16 protein-coding genes and 1 pseudogene are annotated in these 24,586 nt (G+C 33.1%); 6 read left to right on the forward strand and 11 right to left on the reverse strand.

All coding sequences use genetic code 11. The features are described 5' to 3' along the window. Positions 1 to 242 precede the first annotated feature (242 nt). From ACHZDT_RS17345 to ACHZDT_RS17365, 5 genes and pseudogenes are all read right to left on the reverse strand, one after another. Positions 243 to 446: a hypothetical protein gene (locus ACHZDT_RS17345; protein ID WP_394775906.1), complete on the reverse strand. Its 204-nt coding sequence runs from the start codon at positions 444 to 446 to the stop codon at positions 243 to 245. Positions 447 to 1,056: 610 nt separating this feature from the next. After that, positions 1,057 to 2,145 (reverse strand): aspartate kinase, encoded by a 1,089-nt coding sequence (locus ACHZDT_RS17350; protein ID WP_394775907.1) that lies wholly within the window; start codon positions 2,143 to 2,145, stop codon positions 1,057 to 1,059. Positions 2,146 to 2,434: 289 nt separating this feature from the next. Further along, a complete protein-coding gene (locus ACHZDT_RS17355) occupies positions 2,435 to 3,739 on the reverse strand; it encodes an O-acetylhomoserine aminocarboxypropyltransferase/cysteine synthase family protein (protein ID WP_394775908.1) in 1,305 nt (434 codons plus the stop codon). 110 nt (positions 3,740 to 3,849) lie between these two features. Then, positions 3,850 to 4,038, reverse strand: a complete 189-nt coding sequence (locus ACHZDT_RS17360; protein WP_394775910.1) for a hypothetical protein — start codon at positions 4,036 to 4,038, stop codon at positions 3,850 to 3,852. A gap of 472 nt (positions 4,039 to 4,510) precedes the next feature. Beyond that, a pseudogene (locus tag ACHZDT_RS17365) lies at positions 4,511 to 7,358 on the reverse strand (TonB-dependent receptor plug domain-containing protein). 530 nt (positions 7,359 to 7,888) lie between these two features. Here ACHZDT_RS17365 and metK point away from each other — a divergent pair. Next, complete coding sequence (metK, locus tag ACHZDT_RS17370) at positions 7,889 to 9,139, forward strand: methionine adenosyltransferase (protein WP_213294846.1); 1,251 nt, start codon at positions 7,889 to 7,891, stop codon at positions 9,137 to 9,139. Between the two features lie 268 nt (positions 9,140 to 9,407). Here the strand turns inward: metK and ACHZDT_RS17375 are convergent, their stop codons facing one another. Continuing rightward, entirely contained in the window at positions 9,408 to 10,874 is a 1,467-nt protein-coding gene (locus tag ACHZDT_RS17375; RefSeq protein WP_394775911.1) for a M28 family metallopeptidase, read from the reverse strand. A 180-nt stretch (positions 10,875 to 11,054) separates the two neighbouring features. On the opposite strand from ACHZDT_RS17375, the gene ACHZDT_RS17380 reads away from it, so the two are divergent. Further along, positions 11,055 to 12,833: a DUF4153 domain-containing protein gene (locus tag ACHZDT_RS17380; protein WP_394775913.1), complete on the forward strand. Its 1,779-nt coding sequence runs from the start codon at positions 11,055 to 11,057 to the stop codon at positions 12,831 to 12,833. A gap of 39 nt (positions 12,834 to 12,872) precedes the next feature. Here ACHZDT_RS17380 and ACHZDT_RS17385 read toward each other — a convergent pair whose 3' ends face one another. The 3 genes from ACHZDT_RS17385 to ACHZDT_RS17395 form a co-directional block, all read right to left on the reverse strand. Then, positions 12,873 to 15,098, reverse strand: a complete 2,226-nt coding sequence (locus ACHZDT_RS17385; protein WP_394775914.1) for a hypothetical protein — start codon at positions 15,096 to 15,098, stop codon at positions 12,873 to 12,875. A gap of 95 nt (positions 15,099 to 15,193) precedes the next feature. After that, entirely contained in the window at positions 15,194 to 17,881 is a 2,688-nt protein-coding gene (locus ACHZDT_RS17390) for a carboxypeptidase-like regulatory domain-containing protein (RefSeq protein WP_394775915.1), read from the reverse strand. Between the two features lie 96 nt (positions 17,882 to 17,977). Further along, on the reverse strand, positions 17,978 to 18,883 hold the full coding sequence (locus ACHZDT_RS17395; protein ID WP_394775916.1) for a GLPGLI family protein: 906 nt from the start codon (positions 18,881 to 18,883) through the stop codon (positions 17,978 to 17,980). Positions 18,884 to 19,105: 222 nt separating this feature from the next. On the opposite strand from ACHZDT_RS17395, the gene ACHZDT_RS17400 reads away from it, so the two are divergent. The 4 genes from ACHZDT_RS17400 to ACHZDT_RS17415 all read left to right on the forward strand — a co-directional run bounded on the left by ACHZDT_RS17400 (position 19,106) and on the right by ACHZDT_RS17415 (position 21,113). Beyond that, positions 19,106 to 19,828: a hypothetical protein gene (locus ACHZDT_RS17400; protein WP_394775917.1), complete on the forward strand. Its 723-nt coding sequence runs from the start codon at positions 19,106 to 19,108 to the stop codon at positions 19,826 to 19,828. Between the two features lie 91 nt (positions 19,829 to 19,919). Continuing rightward, positions 19,920 to 20,534, forward strand: a complete 615-nt coding sequence (locus ACHZDT_RS17405; protein ID WP_394775918.1) for a deoxynucleoside kinase — start codon at positions 19,920 to 19,922, stop codon at positions 20,532 to 20,534. 82 nt (positions 20,535 to 20,616) lie between these two features. Next, the gene (locus ACHZDT_RS17410) at positions 20,617 to 20,916 is read left to right on the forward strand and encodes a hypothetical protein (RefSeq protein ID WP_394775919.1); all 300 of its coding nucleotides are present in this window, start codon (positions 20,617 to 20,619) and stop codon (positions 20,914 to 20,916) included. A gap of 26 nt (positions 20,917 to 20,942) precedes the next feature. Then, positions 20,943 to 21,113, forward strand: a complete 171-nt coding sequence (locus ACHZDT_RS17415; protein WP_394775920.1) for a hypothetical protein — start codon at positions 20,943 to 20,945, stop codon at positions 21,111 to 21,113. A 211-nt stretch (positions 21,114 to 21,324) separates the two neighbouring features. Here the strand turns inward: ACHZDT_RS17415 and ACHZDT_RS17420 are convergent, their stop codons facing one another. Both ACHZDT_RS17420 and ACHZDT_RS17425 read right to left on the reverse strand, forming a co-directional pair. Then, entirely contained in the window at positions 21,325 to 23,874 is a 2,550-nt protein-coding gene (locus tag ACHZDT_RS17420) for a sodium-translocating pyrophosphatase (protein ID WP_394775921.1), read from the reverse strand. Positions 23,875 to 23,987: 113 nt separating this feature from the next. Beyond that, positions 23,988 to 24,518, reverse strand: a complete 531-nt coding sequence (locus tag ACHZDT_RS17425) for an inorganic diphosphatase (RefSeq protein ID WP_394775922.1) — start codon at positions 24,516 to 24,518, stop codon at positions 23,988 to 23,990. Between the last annotated feature and the right edge of the window lie 68 nt (positions 24,519 to 24,586).

Raw genomic sequence — 24,586 nt, forward strand, 5'->3', positions numbered from 1 at the left:
CGAAGGGTTGCTAAGGATTCATCGGGTCTAATCCCTCGTCCTTTCTTTATAACATTTCAATACGTTTTTGAACTTAAAGGTGCAAATTAACTACTAATTTCTTAAACAAACAAATTTTATCGAAACTGATTCATCATTTTCTTAAAGATAATTCAAACACAAACTCTTGCACGCAAAAAATTACCGAACAATTAGCCCAGTAAATTTAAGCAGGTATTCCCTATTTTATGATACTTTTTGATTTAGATAAAAAGTGTTTCATTTTCTTTTGAATACATCAAAAACAATAATGAGTTTGACTCTTTTTTTTCTGCTGTTTTATCTGCCTCGCTGATACCAAATCTTGGATGTACCAATTCATTTGTTGGCGGTGGCGGATTGTTTCTTTTAGTTCTCAAGTTTTTCAATGAAGAAAAAGTTTTTGTGAAGTAGTTTAATGTGCTCATAATATTTAAGTTTATGTTAGTTTGCGTTTTATAATCTTTATTGTTTGTTTAATTTTTTGTTATGGCAACCAAATGGAATAAAAAAACCCTTTTGGACGCGAATACCAAAAGGGTTTAAGTTTTACAACTCATATATACTTTTAGTATCAACAGACGCGCACACAAATACGTGCGACGTTAAACATCTTGTTCATCTGTAGGGATTTATTCATCTGTGATTTACTTGCTATTTTAAAAAATTCTTGCATTTGTTTTATTTTAATAAGCTTCTCGAAACTGTTGAAATTTTAAATCTTATCCTTCTTTCAAAAATCAAAAAAGAAATAAAGCTGTATCAACTTTTGTTTCAATTCACATAACTAATGTTAAAAAGTTAAGTTTTATGTTTTTGCAGTTTGAGGTATTACAAATGTGCGAATATTTTTTCAATTATGCAAGTGATGATCAACACATTAATCATAAAAATCGTTAAAAAACACGATTTAAACGTTAAAAAACATCTTACAAAATTAGCAATTATAAATTTGAAAGCTAAAACCTACAAAAAATAACTCAACGAACTTTCCTGTTTCATTATATCAAAGAACAACTCACTACTATTTGAAACCACTTACAACCAAACTGCTTCTTTATTTTTAATTTTTTCAGCTACTTTCAAAATGTCAGTTATTATCCCTCTTGAAATGGCTTGTTTGCATGCCGAAGCACTTTGAATTGCAATTGGAACATCTGCGTAAGATTGTGTGTAGATTTCAAAAATAGTATCTGAACCTTTCAATTGACCAATTGCCGATGTTATGGGTTCTGAAACTAATTTGACTTCTAAGGTGCTTTTCTCTACATCAAATTCTCCCACATATCTTAATACGTGATTATCTTTCTGGGTAATTTTAGCAATTTTAAATGATCTATCAATTGCATCCTTGTTCAGGATTCCGTTTTTCTCCAGATGTTCTTCTGTAATTAGAGAATTGATTTTAATATCCGAAAGATCAAAATCCTTCCCAATTTCTCTGGTCAAAATGAGTAATTTTCTTGCTGTATCATTTCCGGATAAGTCTTCCTTAAATGTCGAACGCATTAATCCGAGTAAACTGGCATCTTTTAAAAGAGAGGAAAAAGTAGCTTCTTCATGGGCAAACCTGTTAAAGACATAACTTAGATTATCTGAAAAAACACCTCGTATCTTAGTGATTTTTTCGCCCGAATAATACAAATCTCTTAAAGTCTGCAATACCGGAAATCCCGTATCTACTGATGTTTCATACAAAAACTCTTTGTCGTGTTTTTTTAAATTCGACCTGATTTCTTTATACAAATCAATTGGTAATGTATTGGCTTTTTTATTTACCGCCACAATATTAAATCCGTTTTCGATCAAAGTATTATAATGATGAATTAGTTGGTCACTTGCCGTTGCATCAACCGCGATTAGATTCTCAAATTCATTTTCTTTGGCAAATTCAATAATATCCTGCACTTTAAACGGAACTGCCAATTCCAAAAAATTGGTTTCCCAGGCATATCCTACGCCTTCTTTCTCGAAAAAAGCTACTGTTGAATTTGTAATAATCGGAAAATGAAAATCGACATTTTTACTTTCAAGAAAAAACTCCTGACTTTCTATAATTTGATTGATCAAAGTACTTCCGATATTTCCAATTCCAAAAAGGATGATATTTATTTTAAGCTTTGACATAATTTTTAATTTATTGGGGGTTAATTAAACCATATAAGAGATATAAGTTCATTTAATATTATGAACGTTTATATTTAGACGAACTACTGTTCCTATATTTTGTTACACTGCTGTTCCTATATTTAGACGCACTGCTGTGCGTCTCTACTAAGCTAAGCTGTACGCCTCTACTAAAAATGAACTTATATCACTTATATGGTAAAAAATATATGCTGTGTTTTTATAAAAAATCACCTCTAGCAGAACTCACGCTGCTAAAGGCAATTTTTCAAACAAAAAACAAAAAAACCTAATTTTTATTAACGCTGTATTGCGATTGGGTAACGCTTGCGAAAGCGGCTTGCAAATCAGCTATTAAATCTTCGATATCTTCAATTCCAACAGAAAGCCGGACTAAATCTTTTGAAACTCCTGTTTCTAATTGATCCGCATCAGATAATTGTTGGTGTGTTGTACTTGCAGGATGAATAATCAATGATTTTGTATCACCAATATTCGCTAAAAGAGAGAATAATTTCGTTTGATCTACTACTTTTTTAGCAGCATCAAAACCTCCTTTTAGGCCAAAAGTCACTACTCCGCTTTGTCCTTTAGGTAAATATTGCTGCGCTAAGTCATAATATTTATTGGTTTTTAATCCCGGATAATTTACCCAAACAACCTCATCTTGCTGTTCTAGCCAAGAAGCTAAAGCCAAAGCATTTTCGCTGTGTTTCTGGATTCTAATTGGTAATGTTTCTAATCCCTGAATAATCTGAAAAGCATTAAACGGACTCAAAGCTGCGCCAAAATCACGTAATCCTTCGATTCTTGCTTTTGCAATAAAAGCCGCATTTCCTAAAGCTTCATGATATACCAATCCGTGATATCCTGCTGAAGGTTCTGTAAATTCAGGGAATTTTCCGTTTGACCAGTCAAAATTTCCTGCATCAATAATAACGCCTCCTAATGAAGTTCCGTTTCCTGAAATATATTTGGTTAAGGAGTGAATTACAATATCTGCTCCGTATTGAATTGGGTTCAATAAATAAGGTGTAGCAACCGTATTATCTACAATAAAAGGTACTTTGAAGTTTTTGGCTTCTGCCGAAATTCCTTTCAGGTCTAATACATCTAATTTTGGATTTCCCAGAGATTCTACAAAAAAGGCTCTTGTATTTTCTTTGGCGGCTTTAGTGAAATTTTCCGGTTGAGACGGATCTACAAAAGTGGTTGTAATTCCTAAACGAGGCAAAGTTACATTTAGTAAATTATAAGTTCCTCCGTACAAACTATTTGAAGCTACAATATGATCGCCCGCTTTTAGCAAAGTCAAAAAAGTGGTCGAAATTGCCGATGCTCCTGATGCTGTTACAACAGCTCCAATTCCGCCCTCAAGCGCTGCAAGACGTTGTTCTAAAACATCATTTGTTGGGTTATTTAATCTTGTGTAGATAAATCCTGCTTCGGCAAGACCAAATAAATTGGCAGCATGATCTGAATCGTTAAATACATATGATGATGTCTGGTAAATAGGCACTGCTCTTGTTCCAGCATTTTTAGTAACATCGTGTCCTGCGTGTAGTGCGTTTGTTGCGAATTTTTGTGTGCTCATGATCTTAGTTTTTTTTAGATATTGTTAATACTTTATATTGTGTAATTGAAATTTAAAATTGCAATTGATACTGTTATTGTAATTGATTTTTGAAATTGTAATTGACTGTTTTATGCAAAAAAATCTTCTGCTTCTTCTTCAAGATCATACATTTGAAACAGTAATGATTTTTGAATTTTGGTATTCTGCTCTGCATTTATTCTGGTAACTTCTCTTGTTATCTCTTCGGATGTATTATTGTTTTTTTTAGAATCGTTTCTCAATAAATATTCTATTGCGATTGAATTTAATGTTTTCATAATTTGAATTTTAAAAGTGTGGAAAAAAAAAGCCCTTTCGGATGGCTACCAAAAGGGCTTATAGTCTAACTATAACAAAGATTTACTCTTTCACTTTTGGCAACAGCGATTTGGGATGCACATTTGCATCATCTCACAACATATAATCATATTATTCGCTATTGTTTTCATTTTCATTTTATTTTAAATTAATTCTCTTTTTAAACTCGACTAATTTGATAGAGTAAATATATAAACTATTTTCAGATCTACCAAATCAAAAACTGACATTTAACATTAAAAAGTTTTATTAGCCTGTAAACAGTGATGTATTTCTTTAAATTTTACCCACTGATTGCACGGGTTTGAACTGGTTTACACAGGTTATTTTATCTTCCTGTATCTATTTAACATTAGCCTTTTCTCTAGCATTAAAATGACTAAAAAAATCTGTGCGAATCTGTTCAATCCGTTTTAATCTGTGGGCAATTTTTTAAAATTTGAAACTTAATCTGGCAAAGCCAAATCTTCCGTTTAATCCAAATTGTGAAACTGCTCTTGAATAAGCAAACTGATTCGCATTTGTTAAATCTGCGCTTGGTGCCGGCGACAATGTTGGAGTTGTATTTGTAAATGCAGGAGTTGCAGGATTATTTCTGTCCGGATAAACATCTCCTATATTATTAAATCCAACTGTTAATCTGAATTTCTCATTGATTTGATATCCGAAAGATAAATCAGTAACCAATTTTGCGCTGTAAACAGGATGTTCGTAAACGGATGATGATCCGTCTAAATTTACATCTGTTGCTCCCGGATCTGTAACTTCTCCAAAATAACTGTTTCTTAAATAAATATCCAGTTTCTTGATATTGAAAGTTGTCATTAAATTCGCTTTCAATTTCGGAATTGCTTCTTCTAAATAAATTCGGCTTGACTCCGGAAAAAATGAATATTTATAAGCGTCTCCACCAGCATCAATAATAGATTGAGGAACATTTAAATCTCCAACTCTTTTGGTTGTATTGTAGCTTAAAGCGAAATCGTTTCTGATAGTAAAATCCTGAATAACATCGTATTTTTGAGAAATTACAATATCAATCCCTTTTGTTTCAGAGTTGATTCCGTTAGTCCAGAACGAAGCTCTTTCTACTCCTTTTAAATCAAAGGCTTGTTGAAACAATGTCAAAGCTTCTCCTTGTGCCGGCGATGTTGCTCCGGTTATTTGCGCATCTGTTGGTCTTGAATATTGTCCTGTTAAAACTACTCTGTCGTCGATTCTTGTAAAATAAGCATCGGTTGCAATAGTGATATTTGCTTCAGGAATTTTAAATGTAAATCCTGTACTGATACTTTTTGATTTTTCAGGTTTTAAATTTTCCACTCCAATACTTTTTGCCGCTTGCGAATCATTTGTAAAATAACCTACCTGATAAGGAGATCCGTTGATGAACTGAGTCGAACTTGCTTCAAAGTATTTTTGTTGTAACGATGGTGCTCTAAAACCGGTTTGTCCAGAAATTCTCCAATTAATATTGTCATTTATTTTTACAAGAGATGCAGGTTTAAAAATAACGGTGCTCCCGAAATCTGAATAATTCTCATAACGAACTGCTCCGTTTATAAGCCAGTTTTTAGTCGCATTTAATTCTAAATCTACATAAGCAGCGCCGCTTTTTCTGTCTTTTTCTTTAGCATCTGTTGGTTGAAAACCTGAAAAACCTTGTGCTCCTGCTCCACGTTTATTGCCAAAAAAGTCGGTAACAATTAATGGAGATGTACTTGGCAACAATCCCGGAACTACATTTCCATTTGTGTCATATAATCCGTACGAAGCTTCTTCTCCTTGTTTGATCTGATAATTTTCATATCTGAATTCTCCTCCAAAAGCAACGTTTAATCCTTCTAAAACATCCAGCTTTTTACTGAAATCTAAATTGGTTGTACTTTGCAAAAACGAAACTTTACCTGCATCAAAACTTGAAGGAGAATTAGTTCCTAAAGTTGCATTGATCGTATTATTTACATCATATTGAAAAGAGTTTGTTCCAAGATTTGTACTAATATCAGTATCAAAACCAAATAATTCTGTTGTAACTCCAACCGCAGATGAAGCATCTAAAATATTAGATTGTATTTCCGGCAAAAATCCGTTTTGATACACTTGCGTGAAAGTTCCTGAACCATTTGGCAATCTGTTAAAAGCATATGATTTACCATTTCTATACGAAACTCCTCCAAAAGAGTACAAAGCGGTAGTTTCGGTCAAAGGATATTTTGTATTATAATACAATTGCCCAGATGCCAGTTCTGACTGACCAACGCTCATATTATAATCGCTTCTTTCTTGTCCTCTGTAAGCGATTTCATTATTGGTTACATCAAAATTCAAAGCGGTTTGCATTTGCGTAAGTGTCGTAGCCGATGAAATTGCAGTTTGTTGTGCCGGTGTAAAGTAGCTAACCTGTGGCGCATATTGTTGCAATGAACTTATAATTTGTGCCGAATTTGGTGTGTTATTAATATTGCTAAACAATGAATTGATTGCAACTCCATTTTGAGCCGCTCTGTTTTCGACTGCGTTATAAGCATTAAAAATACCATTGTTTCTAATTCCGGCACGACTTGTTGCTTGTCTGGTTACGGCGCTTCCGGTAACATTCAGGAAACTTCCTGCTTTACCTAATGATGTTCCGTAATTAAGATCTACTTGTAAAGTTTGTCCATCGGCTCCGCCTTTGAAATTATTTGATCCTGAAGATAAATTAGTTCCGTACTGAATTCCTCCTGAAATAAAATTAGCGTTCTTTTTCAGTACAATATTAATAACTCCCGCAATCGCATCAGAACCGTATTGGGCTGCTGCGCCGTCACGCAAAACCTCGATTCTTTCGATTGCAAATGACGGAATTGCATTTAAATCTGTTCCTACAGATCCTCTTCCCGGCGATCCGTTAATGTTTACTAACGCACTTGAATGTCTTCGTTTTCCGTTTACCAAAATCAAAACCTGATCTGGTCCTAATCCTCTTAATTGTGCAGGATCAACGTGATCTGTAGCATCTGCGGTTGAAGTTGCATTACTTGTAAAAGATGGTGCAACATAATTTAAGATCTGGGTAACGCTTGTTTGCGGAGAACCTTTTGTGAATTTCAGAGATATTAAAAACATCTACCGGAACTGGAACATCGGTTTTTACGCGGTTTTTACTTCTGGATCCCACTATGGTAACTTCTGATAATTCGTTATTTTTTAAGCTGTCTTGCTCTTTTTTATTTTCCTGGGCATAAACGCCCGAAATTGTCAAAAAACTTAATGCTAGTAATACATTTTTTTTCATTGCTTTTTTCTGATTGATTATTATTTTGGTTTGAAAAGTGATTCGTTATTTTGAGTTTTTTGCAAATAAAAAAGCCTCTGCGGTTGGCAGAGGCTCTATATATATTTTTGAAAAAAAACTACAACAGCGTCTCTGCGGAAGGCTCCGGCATCATACAAGACATATTGCAAATAGTTAATTTCATCTTTTCTTTTATTTTGATGGGGCAAATTTGCAAACTATTTTTTAATCGACCAAACAAAAACTGAAATAATTTCTATTACCCTATCGAAATAGTATGTTATGTTAAATTTCTGCATATAAAATTAAAAAAAAGGGAACTTTAATTTGCAAATCAAAATGGTTTTATACCTTTGCACCCTAATACAGAGGAAAAATTTGAACTGATTGCAACCTCTTCATAATGAAATGGTTCGTTATGAATACTGAAGAATTTAATTTCAGTAGTAAAAAATGCTAAAGCAGATATTCTCCTTTAGCCCTTTTTAAGCAATTTTTTTCCTCACTTAATTTTAATTTAATAAATTATTATGGCTTATTTATTTACGTCAGAATCTGTTAGTGAAGGGCATCCAGACAAAGTTGCAGATCAAATTTCGGATGCATTAATTGATAACTTTTTGGCATTTGATGCTGACTCAAAAGTAGCTTGTGAAACTCTTGTTACTACAGGTCAGGTAATTTTAGCTGGTGAAGTAAAATCGAATACCTATCTTGATGTGCAGCAAATTGCGCGCGATGTAATCCGTAAAATTGGATATACAAAAAGCGAGTATATGTTTGAAGCAAATTCTTGTGGGATTCTTTCTGCAATTCATGAGCAATCAGCAGATATTAATCAGGGTGTTGACAGAGCTAAGCCAGAAGAGCAAGGTGCAGGAGACCAGGGAATGATGTTTGGTTACGCAACTAACGAAACTGAAAACTACATGCCTTTGGCACTTGATTTATCCCATAAATTATTACAGGAATTAGCAATTTTAAGACGTGAAAACAGTGAAATCACTTATTTACGTCCTGATGCAAAATCGCAGGTAACTTTAGAGTACAGCGATGATAATAAACCAACTCGTATTGATGCGATTGTAATTTCAACGCAACACGATGATTTTGATGAAGAAGCTACAATGCTTGCTAAAATCAAAAAGGATATTATCGATATTTTGATTCCAAGAATCATTGCTAAAAATCCAACTCACGCGCATTTATTCAATGATAAAATCAACTACCATATTAACCCAACAGGAAAATTCGTTATTGGAGGACCTCACGGAGATACTGGTTTAACAGGAAGAAAAATCATTGTTGATACTTACGGTGGAAAAGGTGCTCACGGTGGTGGTGCATTCTCTGGAAAAGATCCAAGTAAAGTGGATAGAAGTGCTGCTTATGCTACACGTCATATCGCTAAAAACTTAGTTGCTGCTGGTGTTGCTGACGAGATTTTAGTTCAGGTTTCTTACGCAATTGGTGTTGCTGAACCAATGGGAATCTTTATTGATACTTATGGAACTGCAAAAGTAAACTTGACTAACGGTGAAATCGCTAAAAAAGTAGAAGCTATCTTTGATATGCGTCCTTACTTTATCGAGCAACGTTTGAAATTAAGAAATCCTATTTATAGCGAAACTGCTGCTTACGGACACATGGGACGTACACCAGAAGTTGTAACTAAAACTTTTTCGGCTCCGGGAGGACACGTAAAAACTGTTACTGTTGAGTTGTTTACTTGGGAAAAACTTGATTTTGTTGACAAAGTAAAAGCTGAATTTGGATTGTAATCCAATCTGAAAACATTTTATATAAAAAAATGGCTGTCTATTCATTTAGACAGCCATTTTTATTTTTTGTATTTTTATCTGTGACTTAACTCGACGCTGATTAAACGGATTCGCTATCGCGAAGACGCGGATAAAAACGGATTTTATTTAATGAAGATATACTATAATTAAAGCATTAGTTTTATTCCACCAGTTTAAGAAAAAATCCGTTTCATCCGCGTCATAATTCGAGATGGATAAAAAAACTTCTTTCTTTTAAACCTGTAGGTTATCGCTCTAATTGTACATTTGGTAATGTTTTAGGACGACCTGCATCGTTAGATAAAATCCAGCCTGTGCGATACATCCATTCTGTCATTTTGTGTAATTTTACGAAATCAATATTTTCAGATTCATCCATTGGTGTGTGGTATTGACTGTGCAAAACACTGGTGTAGAAAACAGATGGAATTCCTCTTTTTGCATAAGGTAAATGATCTGAACGGAAGTAAAAATACTCAGGATGTTCCGGTCTGTCCCAAAGTTTATCCAAGTCAAATTTTGGACCTTCATCATTTGCTCTTTTGGCAATAGCCACTAAATCTGATGAGTTTTCGTGAGGAGAACTAGAACCTAAAAGTGCTGCCTGGTTTACATTATTTCTGCCAATCATATCGCCGTTTAATACTGCAATAATATCTTTTTCAGGAACTGTTGAGTGCGACGCATACCATCTTGAACCTAACAATCCACGCTCTTCTGAACCGTGAAATACAAATAAAGCGGTTCTTTTTCCGGGTTGTTTTTTGTAGGCTCTTGCAATCGCTAACATTGCTACACAAGTACTTGCATTATCATCAGCTCCGTTATAAATAGAGTCTTTTCCGTATTTTTGTCTTACACCATCGTGATCCTGATGTCCGCTAAAAAGAACATATTCATTTTTTAATTTAGCATCAGTTCCTGCAATTGTACCCACAATATTTACTGAAGGATATTTATAAGTTTCAGAAATAACTTCGGCAGACAAAAGATCTTTTGTGTTTTTTAAATATTCCAGTTGATCGTTATGAACCCAGAAAACCGGAATTGTTGCGCCAATTTTATCTCTAAATCCTTCAATTCCGTAAACACCTCTTGTCATTTGCGGTTCAACCTGCGACCAGCTTTCTTCTGCTAATGCATCCGCCACAATAATTAATGCCCCTGCGCCTTTTTTAGCTACAAGATCGTAATACTTGCTTCTGACAAGACCAGGATAACGTCTGTCAAACAACGAAATATCATCTGCAATTCCTTGTTTTGAAGCTAAAATAACAACTGCTTTTCCTTTGATATCTGCTTTTTCAATTTCCTCTTTTGTTGCAGCTCCTAAATAAATTAAAGATGCATCCACTTTTATATTTGTTGTTTCTGCTACCAGAACATCTTTCCACAATTTAAATTCTTTTTGTCCAATTTTAAATTTTGTGTTTGAAGTTACCTGATGCCTGTACATATCAAAAAACTGAAAATAAGTTCCATCATCACCTGCCGGAGCCATTCCTGCTTCTTTGGCTTTATCTGCCAGCCACATCGATACCTTTAACTCATCTAAAGTTCCTGCTTCACGGCCATTAAAATGATCGCCAGCCATCTGGTACATATCGGTTTTAAGGTCTTTATCTGTAATTGCTGAAACTAGCGGTTTTTTAATTGCCTGCGAAAAAACTACACCTCCACAAGCAAGTAAAACGAGGATCATTTTATTTTTCATACGTTTTAATTTAGTAACCCAAACTTACTAATTTATAGAGAAAAAAACGTCTGTTTATAATTGAAATAGTACTGAAATGTTAATTCAATAAAATGCTTTGAACAATTTTTTATGATTATTACTTTTATTTGGTTATCTCTCACAATTTACCTTTCTTAGTACAATATAACTGATTAAAAAATGAGCCGACTTCCTTCGTTACAAAACGTTCTAAACGCAACACTAAAAACAGTTTTAAGATTTCCGTTAGAAACCATAACCGCAATTTTAGGAACTATTATCGCCATTATTCTTAACGAAAAAGAATACAACGATCCCAATAAAGAGCTTTACGAAAAGGCTTTAATGAGTTGTTCTTTATGTTTGGTTTTATTTCTTTCTGTGAGTTTGTATTTCTTAGCTTCAAAAAGAAATAATCTGTTGCGTTTCCTGACTAGTTTAGTACTTGGAAGCCTTATTGTTCTCTTTATTTTTAATTTTCACAAAAACGTCACAGATCTCGAAATCCAACTATTCTTTGTTCTGAATATTTCACTGCATTTATTAGTTTCTTTTGCCGGTTTTATACCCAGAACTTATAATCAGGATGAATTTTGGGAATTCAATAAACAACTTTTTCTCAGGATTTTAACAGCCGGATTATACAGCGTTGTACTTTATTCCGGTTTAGCATTGGCAATATTGGCGGTTGATAAATTATTTAAGGTTGAATTTTACGATCATATTTATTTGCATGTGTTTTTTGTAATTGCAGGAATCTTTAATACTATTTTCTTCTTAAACGGAGTTCCCGAAACTAATAACAGCGAAGATCCTTTGGTTTTAAATTATCCTAAAGGACTTAAAAACTTTACACAATATGTTTTATTACCACTTATAAGTCTGTATTTGGTGATTTTAATATGTTACGAAGCTAAAATTCTGGTAACACTTTCTTTGCCTGTTGGCTGGGTTTCTTACCTTGTTTTGGTATTTGCCATTTTCGGAATCCTTTCTTTTTTATTGGTTCATCCTATTGCGGCTGAAACTAATAATTTATGGATGCGAACATTCAATCGTTGGTTTTATTTTCTTTTAATTCCTTTATTGGGATTACTTTTTTGGGCAATTTTGTACCGAATCAATCTTTACGGATTTACGCATGAACGTTATTACGTATTATTATTATCGATTTGGTTATCGATTGTTGTCGCTTATTTTTTAATCCAAAAACAGCCAAAAATCAAGTTTATCCCAATAAGTATGTGTTTGGCAGGATTGTTTTCAATTGTTGGTCCGCAAAGTGCCAATTCTATTTCGAAAATCAGCCAGTTATCGCGTTTTGAAACTTTTATGCAAAACACAAATCATAAAAAACTTTCTTTTAAAGAAGAGCAGGATTTAAGCAGTATTGTTTCTTTTTTAGAAAATAATTATGGTGTAGAAATTATGATTCCGTATGCGAAAAATAAATTAGATGCACTTCTTAAAAAAGATAAAAATCCCGGCGATTATAAAATTATGGAAGCTTTGGGTTACGAATACAGAGCTTCATATGACAGAGAAGATAAAAACAAAAACGACTTTTATTACTATTATTATGATAATGATCAAAATGCTATAGAAAATATTCACGGATATGATATGTCGTTTACTCTTTCTTCATACGAGAAAAATTTTGAATGTAAAGATTGCTTAACAATTGAAAATAAAAGTTATACCCTAAAATCTACAGTTGTTGATTCTGGATTTACGTTACAAATTAACCAGGAGATTATTCCGCTTCCAATTACCTATTTTGTGAATAAAAATCCTGAGTTTAACAGAAACTCTAATCAAAATAAAAAAATGATTCAGAATGTAGAAACTCCAAAGTATAAAATAGTGATAACTTATATGAATGCTAATGGTAAAATTGTAAACAATAAAAAAGTATTAAACAACTACAATATAAAAGTTCTGGTAAAAATCAAAAACTAAAAAAAAAGCCTTTGAAAATAATTCAAAGGCTTTCTAATTTTAATACGTTCCGTTTTGCATTTTGCTTAACGTTTCTTTTATTTCAATTGCTGTTTCTTCTTCTACCTCAGCGGTTAAATATTTAACCGCCAGAGTTTGTGTTTCAATTGCTTTTTGCTTTTGTCCGTCTTTATAATATAATTGTGCCAGCGTATCTAAATAATAAGGATTGTTTTTTGCTACCACTAAACTATATTCTGACCATGTAATTGCCGATTTTATAAAACCATTATTTCCGGGTTTTGAAACTACGATCCACGCTGCTGAATTAGCCAAATTAGAATGATATTCCTTAAATGAATTCCATCCGTTATACGAATAATCAGAGTTAGGATCTAATGACGTAAACATATCGTCTAATTTTTCGATCGCACTTCCTTTATCCGTTGCCAGATTCGAATTAAAATAAGTGCTGAACTCTTTTAAATAAGTGGTATTAGAACCATCTTTATCTTGCGTTCCTTCCAGAAATTCAAAGTAATTTTGATAAGCCTCAAAGTTTCCTTTTCCGCCAGCGATTAACTTTTTATAAACCGAAATTGTTTTGCTTTCATTTTTATCTGCTGCAATATTATTTTCAGATACATATTTATTTTGCTGTAATGCGCTCGCAATTTCAGTATTCAAACTTCCTATTAAGTGCGTTTCGCCTTCTTTTGCATTAAATGCTACGCGTTCCGCATCTATAGCGTCATAATGTTTGATTAAATAATCTATCGAAAGAAAATCAGTGTCGTTTAAAACTTTTTCATCTTTAAAAAACTGTTTAGAGAATCCCTGATTTTTAATTTCTTTCAAGATAGTTTCAACCAGATACATATTTGGTTTTGCGTCTTTTTGATGTGCTGTAATTAGATTTTTCCACGTTTGATTCACTTCTTTTTTATCCAAAGCAGTATTTACAAACTTAAATTCAGTTGGATTTTCATCATTTACTTCTGTTTCATAATCATAAGTTATTTCAAGAACCGCAACTTTATTAAAAGCCTGAATTAAATCAGCATCCGTAGCTTTTTTGTTTTTTATTGTTTTATTAAAAGCAGAGAATCTTTCTATTCTTTGTAATTTTTTATAAAGTCCGTCATAATAATTGAACTGATATTGTTTATCTGTCAAATTAGATTTTGCAACAGCCAAAACATCTCCGTTATTATTTAAAATAACTACACTTGGAGAATCTGTAATTTTATTTGTTTTCAACCATTTTTTATCATCGGCTGTAGCCAAATAAAAATTGTACAAGTCATATTCAGGATGATAGGAATCGTACATTGTATACCCTATTTGTGTTTGCTGATCTTTAATAAAAGTATCAAAATCAGCTTTCGCCGAAGTGTTTTTGCTGTCAACCGCAACTATTAAATATTTATTTTTAGCTGTTTTATTAGATGAAAGAGCGCTTTTTAAATTATTTTCGATTTTTAATTTAAAATCATATGTTGCAGGAACAGGATCAGTTTCCACAACGGTAGAATCAACAGCGGTACCAAAATCCTCACTTACCAAAGCTTCTTTTCCGGGATATGTCCAGTTAGGAATTGTTTTATTTTCTAATGGAGTTACCTGAGATGGTTTTTCCGGCTGAGTATCTTTTGCATTACGAAAAACCAACGGACTTTTTCCTGATTGTTCAGCAATCATCAATTCTTTTGTCTTTTGATCATAAAACCCTGAAATATTCAAATCCCCGGCAATATCCATCAGATATTTGATGGTAACTTCTGAAACATCTTTTGGTAAAGCAAATTTCGAAACTTTACTGCTTCCTCCAAATTCTTCGTAAACTAAATACAGATAATCGGCTTTTTCAATTTCAAAATCTACATCGGTTTTATCATCTTGAGGATTTACTTTATCCTTAATATCTGATAATCTTTGATATTCAACATTGCCCGAACCGTTTTGAGTTCCTACATAAAAAGAATAATAGTAAACAGCATCTGAGAATTTTAGTTTTATTTTTTTTGCTTTTTTATCATTTTTAAAGGCAAGTTCAAAACCACTTTCTGTCTTTGCACTTGAAGTAAACAATAATGAATCGCCTTTAATCTCATAATTACCTGAATAAAAAACCAACTCGTATTTATTATCATCCAATAAATTTAACTTGATTTTCTGACCTTTGTTTGTAGACAAATAAGATCCTTTTTCAATATTTTTTGTTTGAGAAAAGGAAACGGATATTAAACAAAAGAACGCTAAGAAACTCCATATATAATTGCGCATAATATAAATTTTGGCTTGTTAATATTAAGCGTAAAGATATTTGATTATTATGGAAACCAAGTCTCTTAAAATTTGAAATAGATACTTAATATATACTATAAATTATATTTCATCGAAAACATGATGTAGCGGGGCTGCACGGTATACTGAGAAACTCTTGTTGAGAACTGTGAGAAACTGTCATCATTAAGATATTTAGTATTTAGCAAGTTTGTAGCCGCTATTTTGTATTCCCATTTGCTGTCCTTTTTTTGATAAATTAAACTCGCACTTAAAAAATCATATTCGTTATTGACTGTTTTATTGCCATTGTAATAATGGTAAAACTCATATTCTGAAACAAACGAAAAGCTATCCAGAAAGTAATAATCTAATCTTGCAAAAGGTTTATCTGTATAATAAGTTGAACCGCTATATTTGTTAATCAAAACGTTATAACCAAACTCAATATTAGGCAATCCTTTATAATTTGTTGAAGCTTTTACGGTGTAACTCTGACTAAAACTTTCTGTGGTTGCCAATACTTCATTTTGAATATTATTGAATTTTGACCAATTGAAAGTCGCATTAACCGAAGCTTTATAATTCTTTAAAAACGAACGACCGTAATTTCCCATTCCGGTAAAAGTTTCATCTGCCAGATTTGAATTATAAGGTGATGAAGACTGATTAATTCCTTCAAAATCGGCTTTGGTTTTAATTGCGTCCACTTTTTTAGTATAAGTTGCATTGGCAAAAATGTTCTCAAAATTGAACATATTATATTTAAAATAACGAAGTGAATGTACTTGCGAAGTTGCATTTTCCAGCAAACGATTTCCGCGAAACAAACTGCTGTAATCTGATAAAACATAACCCGCAGCCAATTGATTAATATCTGTAAAATCATTGGACAATGAAAAATTATAAGTTAGCGTTTCAGCTTTCTTGATTTGATATAAAGCAAAAAAATCAGGTAATACTTTCGTGAAATTCTGAGAATAATCTGTTCCTAATTGTGTGTTTTTCATCGTATACGAATGCACGCTGACACCAGGAGTTAAAGTAAATTTTCCCGATAAAATTTTGTAATGAAATCCTAAAAACACATCATTAAAATTATAATTGACATTGTTGTTATTTTCGGCATTATTCAGGTCATTTTTATCTCCGTTATCCAACATTTGAAAAATATGAGAATTAAAATCCTGATATGAATATGTATTTCCTAACGTAATATTGATGTTACTTTTTGGCGTTACCATATAATAGTAATCCAATTTAGCATCTACCTTATTTGTTTTTACAAATCGATCCTGATTCAGGTCATTTCTTTCTTGTCCGGAAGTATAACCCAACAAACTAAAAGGCTGTGTACGCAAATTGGCATTATAAAATGGATTTTCATCCTGATACAAATGCTGCATTTCAAAAGCAAAAATATTCTTGGCGCTTTGTGTATAATACAAACTAAGGTTTTGATTTATCGATGTTGGATCTTGTTTTTTATTAGTCAAAATTGTTTCTAAACTCGAAACATTACTCACAACAGATTCACGCAACAATTCTGTGTCTTCATTTTGTTTGGACAGTTTTGTTAAGATGTCATAATCAAACTGAAATTTGTCATTAGGTTTATAAGTCGAACTTAATTTAAAAAGTCCTAAATTGTTTTTTTGACGGGTTTCTTCGTCTCTTTTTTGCTGATCTCCGGAATCTAAAATCGTAGTTTGAGATTTTGTTTCCAGATCCGTTTTTGAAGTAGATAATATTCCAAAACCGCTAATATTCCATTTTTTAGTAACCGAATAAGCAAAGTTTGTTGCGCCAAATTTCGTTTCGATTTCCTTCGCGCGATTATTTCTTAAAATCGAAATCCCTAAATCATTTGATGAAACATTAAAATTACTTCCGCCTTTTTTCATCATATTTTTAAATCCTCCCGTGAACTTAAAATAATCCTGAGCCGTAAGTGGTAATTCACCAATATTGTTGAAATTTGTAATTAAATTAATGCTGTATTTTGGACTGTAATAAAACAATTTTGGGTTAATAATATAACGGCTGTCAAGTTCTCCAACTCCGGTTCCGGCGGTTACATCCCCAAACCAAAAGTTCTTTTTACCATCTTTCAGTTTAATATTCATCGCCACATTATCCTGATCGTTTTCTAAACCTTTTAATGCGCCAACTTCATTATAATTTCTTAGAACCTGAATTTTATCAATCGCATCAGCAGGAATATTTTTAACGCCAAGTTTTGTATCTCCGTCAAAAAAATCCTTGCCTTCAACCATTAATTTACTCACTTTTTTACCTTCAACTTCAATTTCTCCATCGGCATTTACCTCAACGCCGGGCAATTTTTTCAGTATATCTTCCAGTTTTTTTTCCGTTCCGGATTTAAACGAATCGGCATTATATACAATAGTATCTCCTTTTATAGACACGGGCATTTCACGAACAATCTCAACGCCTTCAAGTTCAATTCCGGTATCATCCATAACGATGTTCTGAACGATATTTGCAGTTTGTGTAGCAACCGCAATTTCTTTCGATTTCATACCCAGATAACTTACTTTGATCGAGTAAGAAGTATTAGATTTTAAGGTTAACTGAAATTTTCCTTTATCATTAGTGATTCCGTACGAATCCATTGCTTTTGTCTCATTGTTTACCGCCATAATATTGGCCATTTCCAACGGATTTTTTTGCTCGTCCTGAATAAAACCATCAAAACGAATACTTTGAGAAAAGGAAACAGAAGTCAATAAAAAGGTTACGACACAAAGTATTTTGTTCATTATAAAAATGTTGGAATTTGAACCCGAGCGATAGCGAACAGGCGAAGCAATTGAAATTTGGAATTTGGAATTTGAAAATTGGAATTTTATGAATTCTTATCTTCCCATCATTGGAGGCGGTCCGTCTGCACGACCACGATTCATTTCTCTAAATTCTTCCATTTTTTTAATTACGGTATCATCATAATCTTTTTGAGAAATCACTTTGCCTTTTTTAGAGGGTTTTATCTCGACTTTTTCTTTTGCATTCAAAACAATTTTTGAACATAAAATGGTTGTTCTTCCATCATTTACTTCCAAAATTAAACCTGGTAATCCCCAATAATTTTCCGGTCCCTGATTGACCGGAATCTCCGGCGAATACCAAGCGGTAATTGTTACTTCTTTTGGCATTTCAAAATTATCCTCGAAGTTGGTTTTCGTTTCTCCCGAAGTTTTCTTTGCGTCATCCTTTTTCTCTTCCGGCTTTTTATCGTCATTATTTTTAGGTCTGAAGTTTCTGAAATCAGTTTTACTGGCTTCTTTCACCGCCGTTGCTTTATAACAAGTATAACCGCCAATTTGTTTGGTTTCAGATTCCATTTTCCAGTTTAGTTTTGGCAAAGAATCTATCACAAGAAATTCTTTTCCCATAAATTCCTTATCAACTGTATATGATTTTGTTTTTACATCTTTATAAAAAGTTCCGCCGCCGCCCATAAATGAGTTCATCATGACGCGCATTCCGCCATTTTGTTGTCCGGGAGCTTCCAGTTTTTCTTCTTCCTTATAGATTGAAGCCGATTTATCAAAATTGAGAATAAACGTTTTTTCGAGCATTTTTTTCATTCGCTCTTCCATATTTTTCTGCATTTCCGGCGTGATATCACGATTTCCCCGCATGCCTTCAAACTTTGGCGGCTGGGTTTTTGATTCATAAACAGCCATTCCCTGAAAGTCTTTTTGTGCCTGCATTTGAGTAAATACAAGCATTGAGGACATATAATAGATTATTTTTTTCATTGCGTTTTCTTTAAAATTGAGTTAATCCAATAAAACTTACACTCAAATGTATTGTTTATTTTAAAATCCCGAAAGTTAAATATATCAATCCTTATAAGATATAGACAAAACCCGCTATTACTTAGACTATTACGATATAGATAGATTCACGACTTAATCTCTGGCATTTCGCGATTACTACTTTAGTTTTTTGTAATTTGGCTCTTCAGAAACCCAATTCTAATGAGTAAAACTGCGTCTTTTATTTTTTATATTCTTTTTATTTGCTGCTCTTTTTCGGCTTTATTTTCGCAAAGTCAAAGAATAACAGCGCCTTCCGTTTCTCATTTTACAATTGATGCCGATGAATTTTTGGGATATGATTCTTTTGGATTTTCTTATCAGATTAAAAACAATGTCTTTAGTAAAATTAAAGGAAAAGAGGTTTTTGAATATAAAAATGTGTCATTAGGAAATATTACTAAAGTCGATTTACAAAATCCACTTAAAATTGTTTTATTTTACGAAGATTTTAATACCGTAGTTTTATTAGACAATCAACTGAATAAAATCACCGAAATTAATTTTTCCTTAGATAATACGCCAATTGTAGTTTCGGCAATCGGAATGTCAACACAAAATCAGCTATGGATTTACAATGCTTTAAACCAGCAAATTAGTCTTTTTGATTATTTAAAAAATGAGTACAAAACGGTTTCTACGCCTTTAATTGAACCTATAAAATATTACCAGACTGATTTCAATACTTTTTATTGGATTGATAAAAAAAACAATTGGTTTTCCTGTGATATTTTCGGAAAAACAACTGCTTTAGGAAATGTTGCTGATTTTGATTCAATCGAGATAATTAACAACCATCAATATCTTTTCAGCAAAGCTATTTGTTGTATTTTAAAGACATTACAAGTACAAATTCAAATGCATTTTCTCAAATTGAAATTTTAGAAAAATCGTTTGATAAATTCTGCTACAAAGACCAAATTTTATCTATTTTTACAGCCAAAGAAATAACAAATTATAAAATCGTAACACCGTAATGCACATAGCAATAGCAGGAAATATAGGAGCTGGAAAAACAACTCTGACTAAATTATTAGCCAAACATTTTAAATGGGAACCTCATTATGAAGATGTCGTTGACAATCCTTATTTAGATGATTTTTACCATCAAATGGAACGTTGGTCGTTTAATTTGCAGATTTATTTCCTGAACAGCCGTTTCCGTCAGGTATTGCAGATTCGTGAAAGCGGTAAGAAAATTATTCAGGATCGAACGATTTATGAAGATGCTTATATTTTTGCTCCCAACTTATATTCAATGGGTTTAATGACAAGTCGAGATTTCGAAAATTATACTTCTCTTTTTGAATTAATGGAATCATTGGTCAAAGCGCCTGATTTATTGATTTATTTAAGAAGTTCTATTCCTAATCTTGTCGGGCAAATTCACAAACGCGGACGTGAATATGAAAATTCAATTTCGATCGAATATTTAAGCCGTTTGAATGAAAGATACGAAGCCTGGGTTCAGACTTATACTAAAGGAAAATTATTAATTATTGATGTTGATAACATTAATTTCGTTGATAATCCTGAAGATTTAGGAAACATCATTAATAGAATTGATGCGGAATTAAATGGATTGTTTTAGAAACTAATCCTTAATTCTTAAAAAACATATAACTCAAAAATCCTGATTCTGTCGGGATTTTTTATTTTAAACAATATTATTTATGTCCATAACTAAAACCAGAATATTTGTTATCAGCCTTGTATCTTGTATTATTGCTGTAACCATAGCCGTTTTTATAACTGACAATCGCGCGTTTGAAATGTATTATTGGATTCCATTGTTTGTTTATTTCCTTATTCAATGTTATGTTTTTTATTTAAGTAGAAAAACAAAAATTAAAAAAACATGGATTATAGCATTGATTAATTTAATCATTGCACTTTTACTGACTCTTTTCTTTGCAGGTATTTTGTTATACGGTATGGGAATGCGCAGCGCAATGGGGGCAATGAAGGGATAGAGATATTACAATTTAAAATTATAGAAATGGAAATTATATCAATTAAAACAGAGCAGGATTACGATTTAGCTTTATCAAGAGTAAATATTCTTTTTGAGGCTAAACCAAATACAAACGAGGCTAAAGAATTAGATGCTTTAGTGACACTCATAGAGAAATATGAAGAAATACATTATCCAATTCCAATGCCCGATTAAAAGCAATAAAAATGCCTCTAAAATTTTAGAGGCATTTTTTTTAAGCATTTTTTTGTCATTCCGAGGAACGAGGAATCTTCACAAGAAACTAACGCAAAGTTTTTTTCCTAAATTGTCGAGCTACTTGCGGAGATCCCTCGTTCCTCGGGATGACAATGATTGTGGCTTTTTTGTGCGCTTATTTTTTCAACTAAAAAATTATAAAATTCTTTTATTTCGCAGCTTCAATTTTTGCTTTTACTTCAGCTTCTGTTCCTTCATAAACTTCTGTAGTTGTTTTACCGTTTTCTGTTTTAGTTACGGTTCCAACGGTTACGCCGTTTGTAGTAGATAAATTTACTTCAACGCGGTTTTTCTCGTATTTACTTGTGTCAAAACAATCTGTTTTTTGATGAGCATATTTTCCTTTTGCATCATAATGTGCCAAACATTTTGCAGTTTCTTCGGCAGTACAACCTTTTTCTTTGCACATCTTAATGCATTCATCTTTTGTCATTCCGGATAAATCACCACATTTAGAAACTCCACCTGCGAGCATTTCTGTTTTAGCACAACAGGAATCTTTTCCAGCTATTATTGAAGATGAATGTCCTTCGCCTAAAATAGGTGCAATTACTAAACCAATCAAACAAGTTAATTTAATTAAAATATTCATCGACGGTCCTGAAGTATCTTTAAACGGATCTCCAACTGTATCTCCGGTTACTGCTGCTTTATGCGCATCAGAACCTTTATAAGTCATTTCTCCGTTGATTAAAACTCCGGCTTCAAAAGATTTTTTAGCATTATCCCACGCACCTCCGGCATTGTTTTGAAAAACTGCCCAAAGTACTCCTGAAACCGTTACACCAGCCATATATCCGCCTAACATTTCGGCAATTAATTGATTGTTATCTCCGTAAACTAATTTGCCTAAAAGTACAATAGCAATAGGGAAACCAATTGTTAGAATTCCCGGCAACATCATTTCGCGTAAAGCAGCTTTTGTCGAAATTTCAACACATTTTCCGTATTCAGGTTTTCCGGTTCCTTCCATAATTCCCGGAATTTCCTTGAATTGACGACGCACTTCATAAACCATATCCATCGCAGCTTTTCCAACAGAATTCATGGCTAAAGCCGAGAATACTACGGGAATCATTCCGCCGACAAATAACATCGCTAAAACCGGTGCTTTAAAAATATTGATTCCGTCGATTCCTGTAAAAGTTACATAAGCAGCAAATAATGCTAATGAAGTTAATGCTGCAGATGCAATTGCAAAACCTTTTCCGGTTGCGGCTGTTGTATTTCCTACTGAATCTAAAATATCTGTTCTGGTACGAACTTCTTTGGGTAATTCGCTCATTTCAGCAATTCCTCCCGCGTTGTCAGATATTGGTCCAAAAGCATCAATCGCTAATTGCATTGCCGTTGTTGCCATCATTGCTGATGCTGCCAGCGCTACTCCGTAAAAACCTGCCAGGGCATACGAAATCCAGATTGCAGCGGCAAACAAAATTACGGTTGGAAAAGTAGAAATCATTCCTGTTGCCAAACCCGCAATAACATTTGTTCCTGCTCCGGTTGAAGATTTTTGTACAATTGCCATAACGGGTTTTGTACCTAATCCTGTATAATATTCTGTTACTGATGAAATTGCTCCGCCAACTATTAAACCAACTATCGTAGCGTAGAAAACACGCATTGAGGAAATATCTTTAGAACCTTCGCCAAAAAAGCTCATTTGCATGGTTTCCGGCAACATATATTGCACTAAAAAATAACACGCAATTGCTGTTAAAACAATCGAAACCCAGTTTCCTATATTCAATGCTTTTTGTACTTGTGCTTCTTTGGCGTTATCATCAGAAATTTTTACAAGTGTAGTTCCTATAATCGAAAATAAGATTCCGAAACCGGCAATTGCCATTGGTAATAAAATGGGACCAATTCCGCCAAAAACATCCTGAATGTTTCCGCCCATATCTTTGATTACGTAATTCCCTAAAACCATTGCTGCTAAAACAGTTGCTACATACGAACCAAATAAATCGGCTCCCATTCCTGCAACATCTCCTACATTATCTCCTACGTTATCTGCAATTGTTGCGGGATTACGAGGATCATCTTCCGGAATTCCGGCTTCAATTTTACCTACTAAATCTGCACCAACATCAGCTGCTTTTGTGTAGATTCCGCCACCAACTCTGGCGAAAAGAGCAATTGATTCTGCACCAAGAGAAAATCCTGCTAAAGTTTCTAAAACTTTGGTCATATCTTCAGATGAAGTCCAGACTCCGTGCATGAATATTTGAAAGAAAATAATAAAAAATCCTGTTAGTCCTAAAACTGCTAAACCTGCAACGCCTAAACCCATTACAGTTCCGCCGCCAAAAGAAACTTTTAAGGCTTGCGGCAAACTTGTACGTGCTGCCTGAGTCGTTCTAACATTTGTTTTAGTTGCTATTTTCATTCCCATGTTTCCGGCTAAAGCCGAGAAAAATGCGCCAAAAATAAATGCCACAACTATTAATATATGTGTAGTAGGAACAATAAAAGAAATTCCGGCTAAAACTAAACTTGCGCCAATTACAAAAAAAGTGAGTAAGCGATATTCGGCTTTTAAAAATGCTAAAGCGCCTTCGTAAATGTAATCTGAAATCTCTTTCATCTTGCCATCGCCAGCATCTTGTTTTAAAACCCAAGTCCTTTTTATTCCCATGAAAAGCAATCCTATAATTGCCATAACAATTGGCAAGTAAATCATAAATTCGTTCATAATATTATAATGGTTATTGGTTAATATTCAATAAACTAACTAAAACGAATTTAAACAAAAAAGCAATACTCCTGACGGAATATTGCTTTTTTTATAATAGAATAGGGTTAAAATTATTTAATACTAAATAATCCTGCCGGTTTGTTTTCAATATCGTTAAAACGTTTTGTACACTCTGCAATAATAGTAAATGCTTCGTTTACGTCTCCCCAACCTTCAACATCTACTTGTTTGTTTTCAAGATCTTTGTAAACCTGGAAGAAATGCTCGATTTCTTTCAATAAGTGTGCATTTATATCTGAAAGATCATTTAATGAATTCCATATTGGATCAGAAACCGGTACACAAATAATTTTTTCATCCGGTCCTTTATCATCTGCCATATGGAAAACACCAATTGGTTTTACTTCTATAACACATCCTGGAAAAGTTGGTTCGTTTATTAAAACCAATACATCAAGAGGATCTCCGTCAAGTGCTAAAGTTTCCGGAATAAATCCGTAATCTGCAGGATACATCATTGAAGAGAATAACATTCTGTCAAAACGCATTCTTTTAATTTCAAAATCGTACTCGTATTTATTTCTGCTTCCTCTTGGTATTTCGATTAATACATCGAAAGTTGTTAGTTTGTCTGCGGTCATTTTCGTTTTTTATTATTTCTATAATTTCGATTGCAAAAGTAACTAAAGAATCCTTTTTTACAATAAAA

The sequence above is a fragment of the Flavobacterium sp. genome (genome assembly GCF_043722275.1).
Classification (GTDB): Bacteria; Bacteroidota; Bacteroidia; order Flavobacteriales; family Flavobacteriaceae; genus Flavobacterium.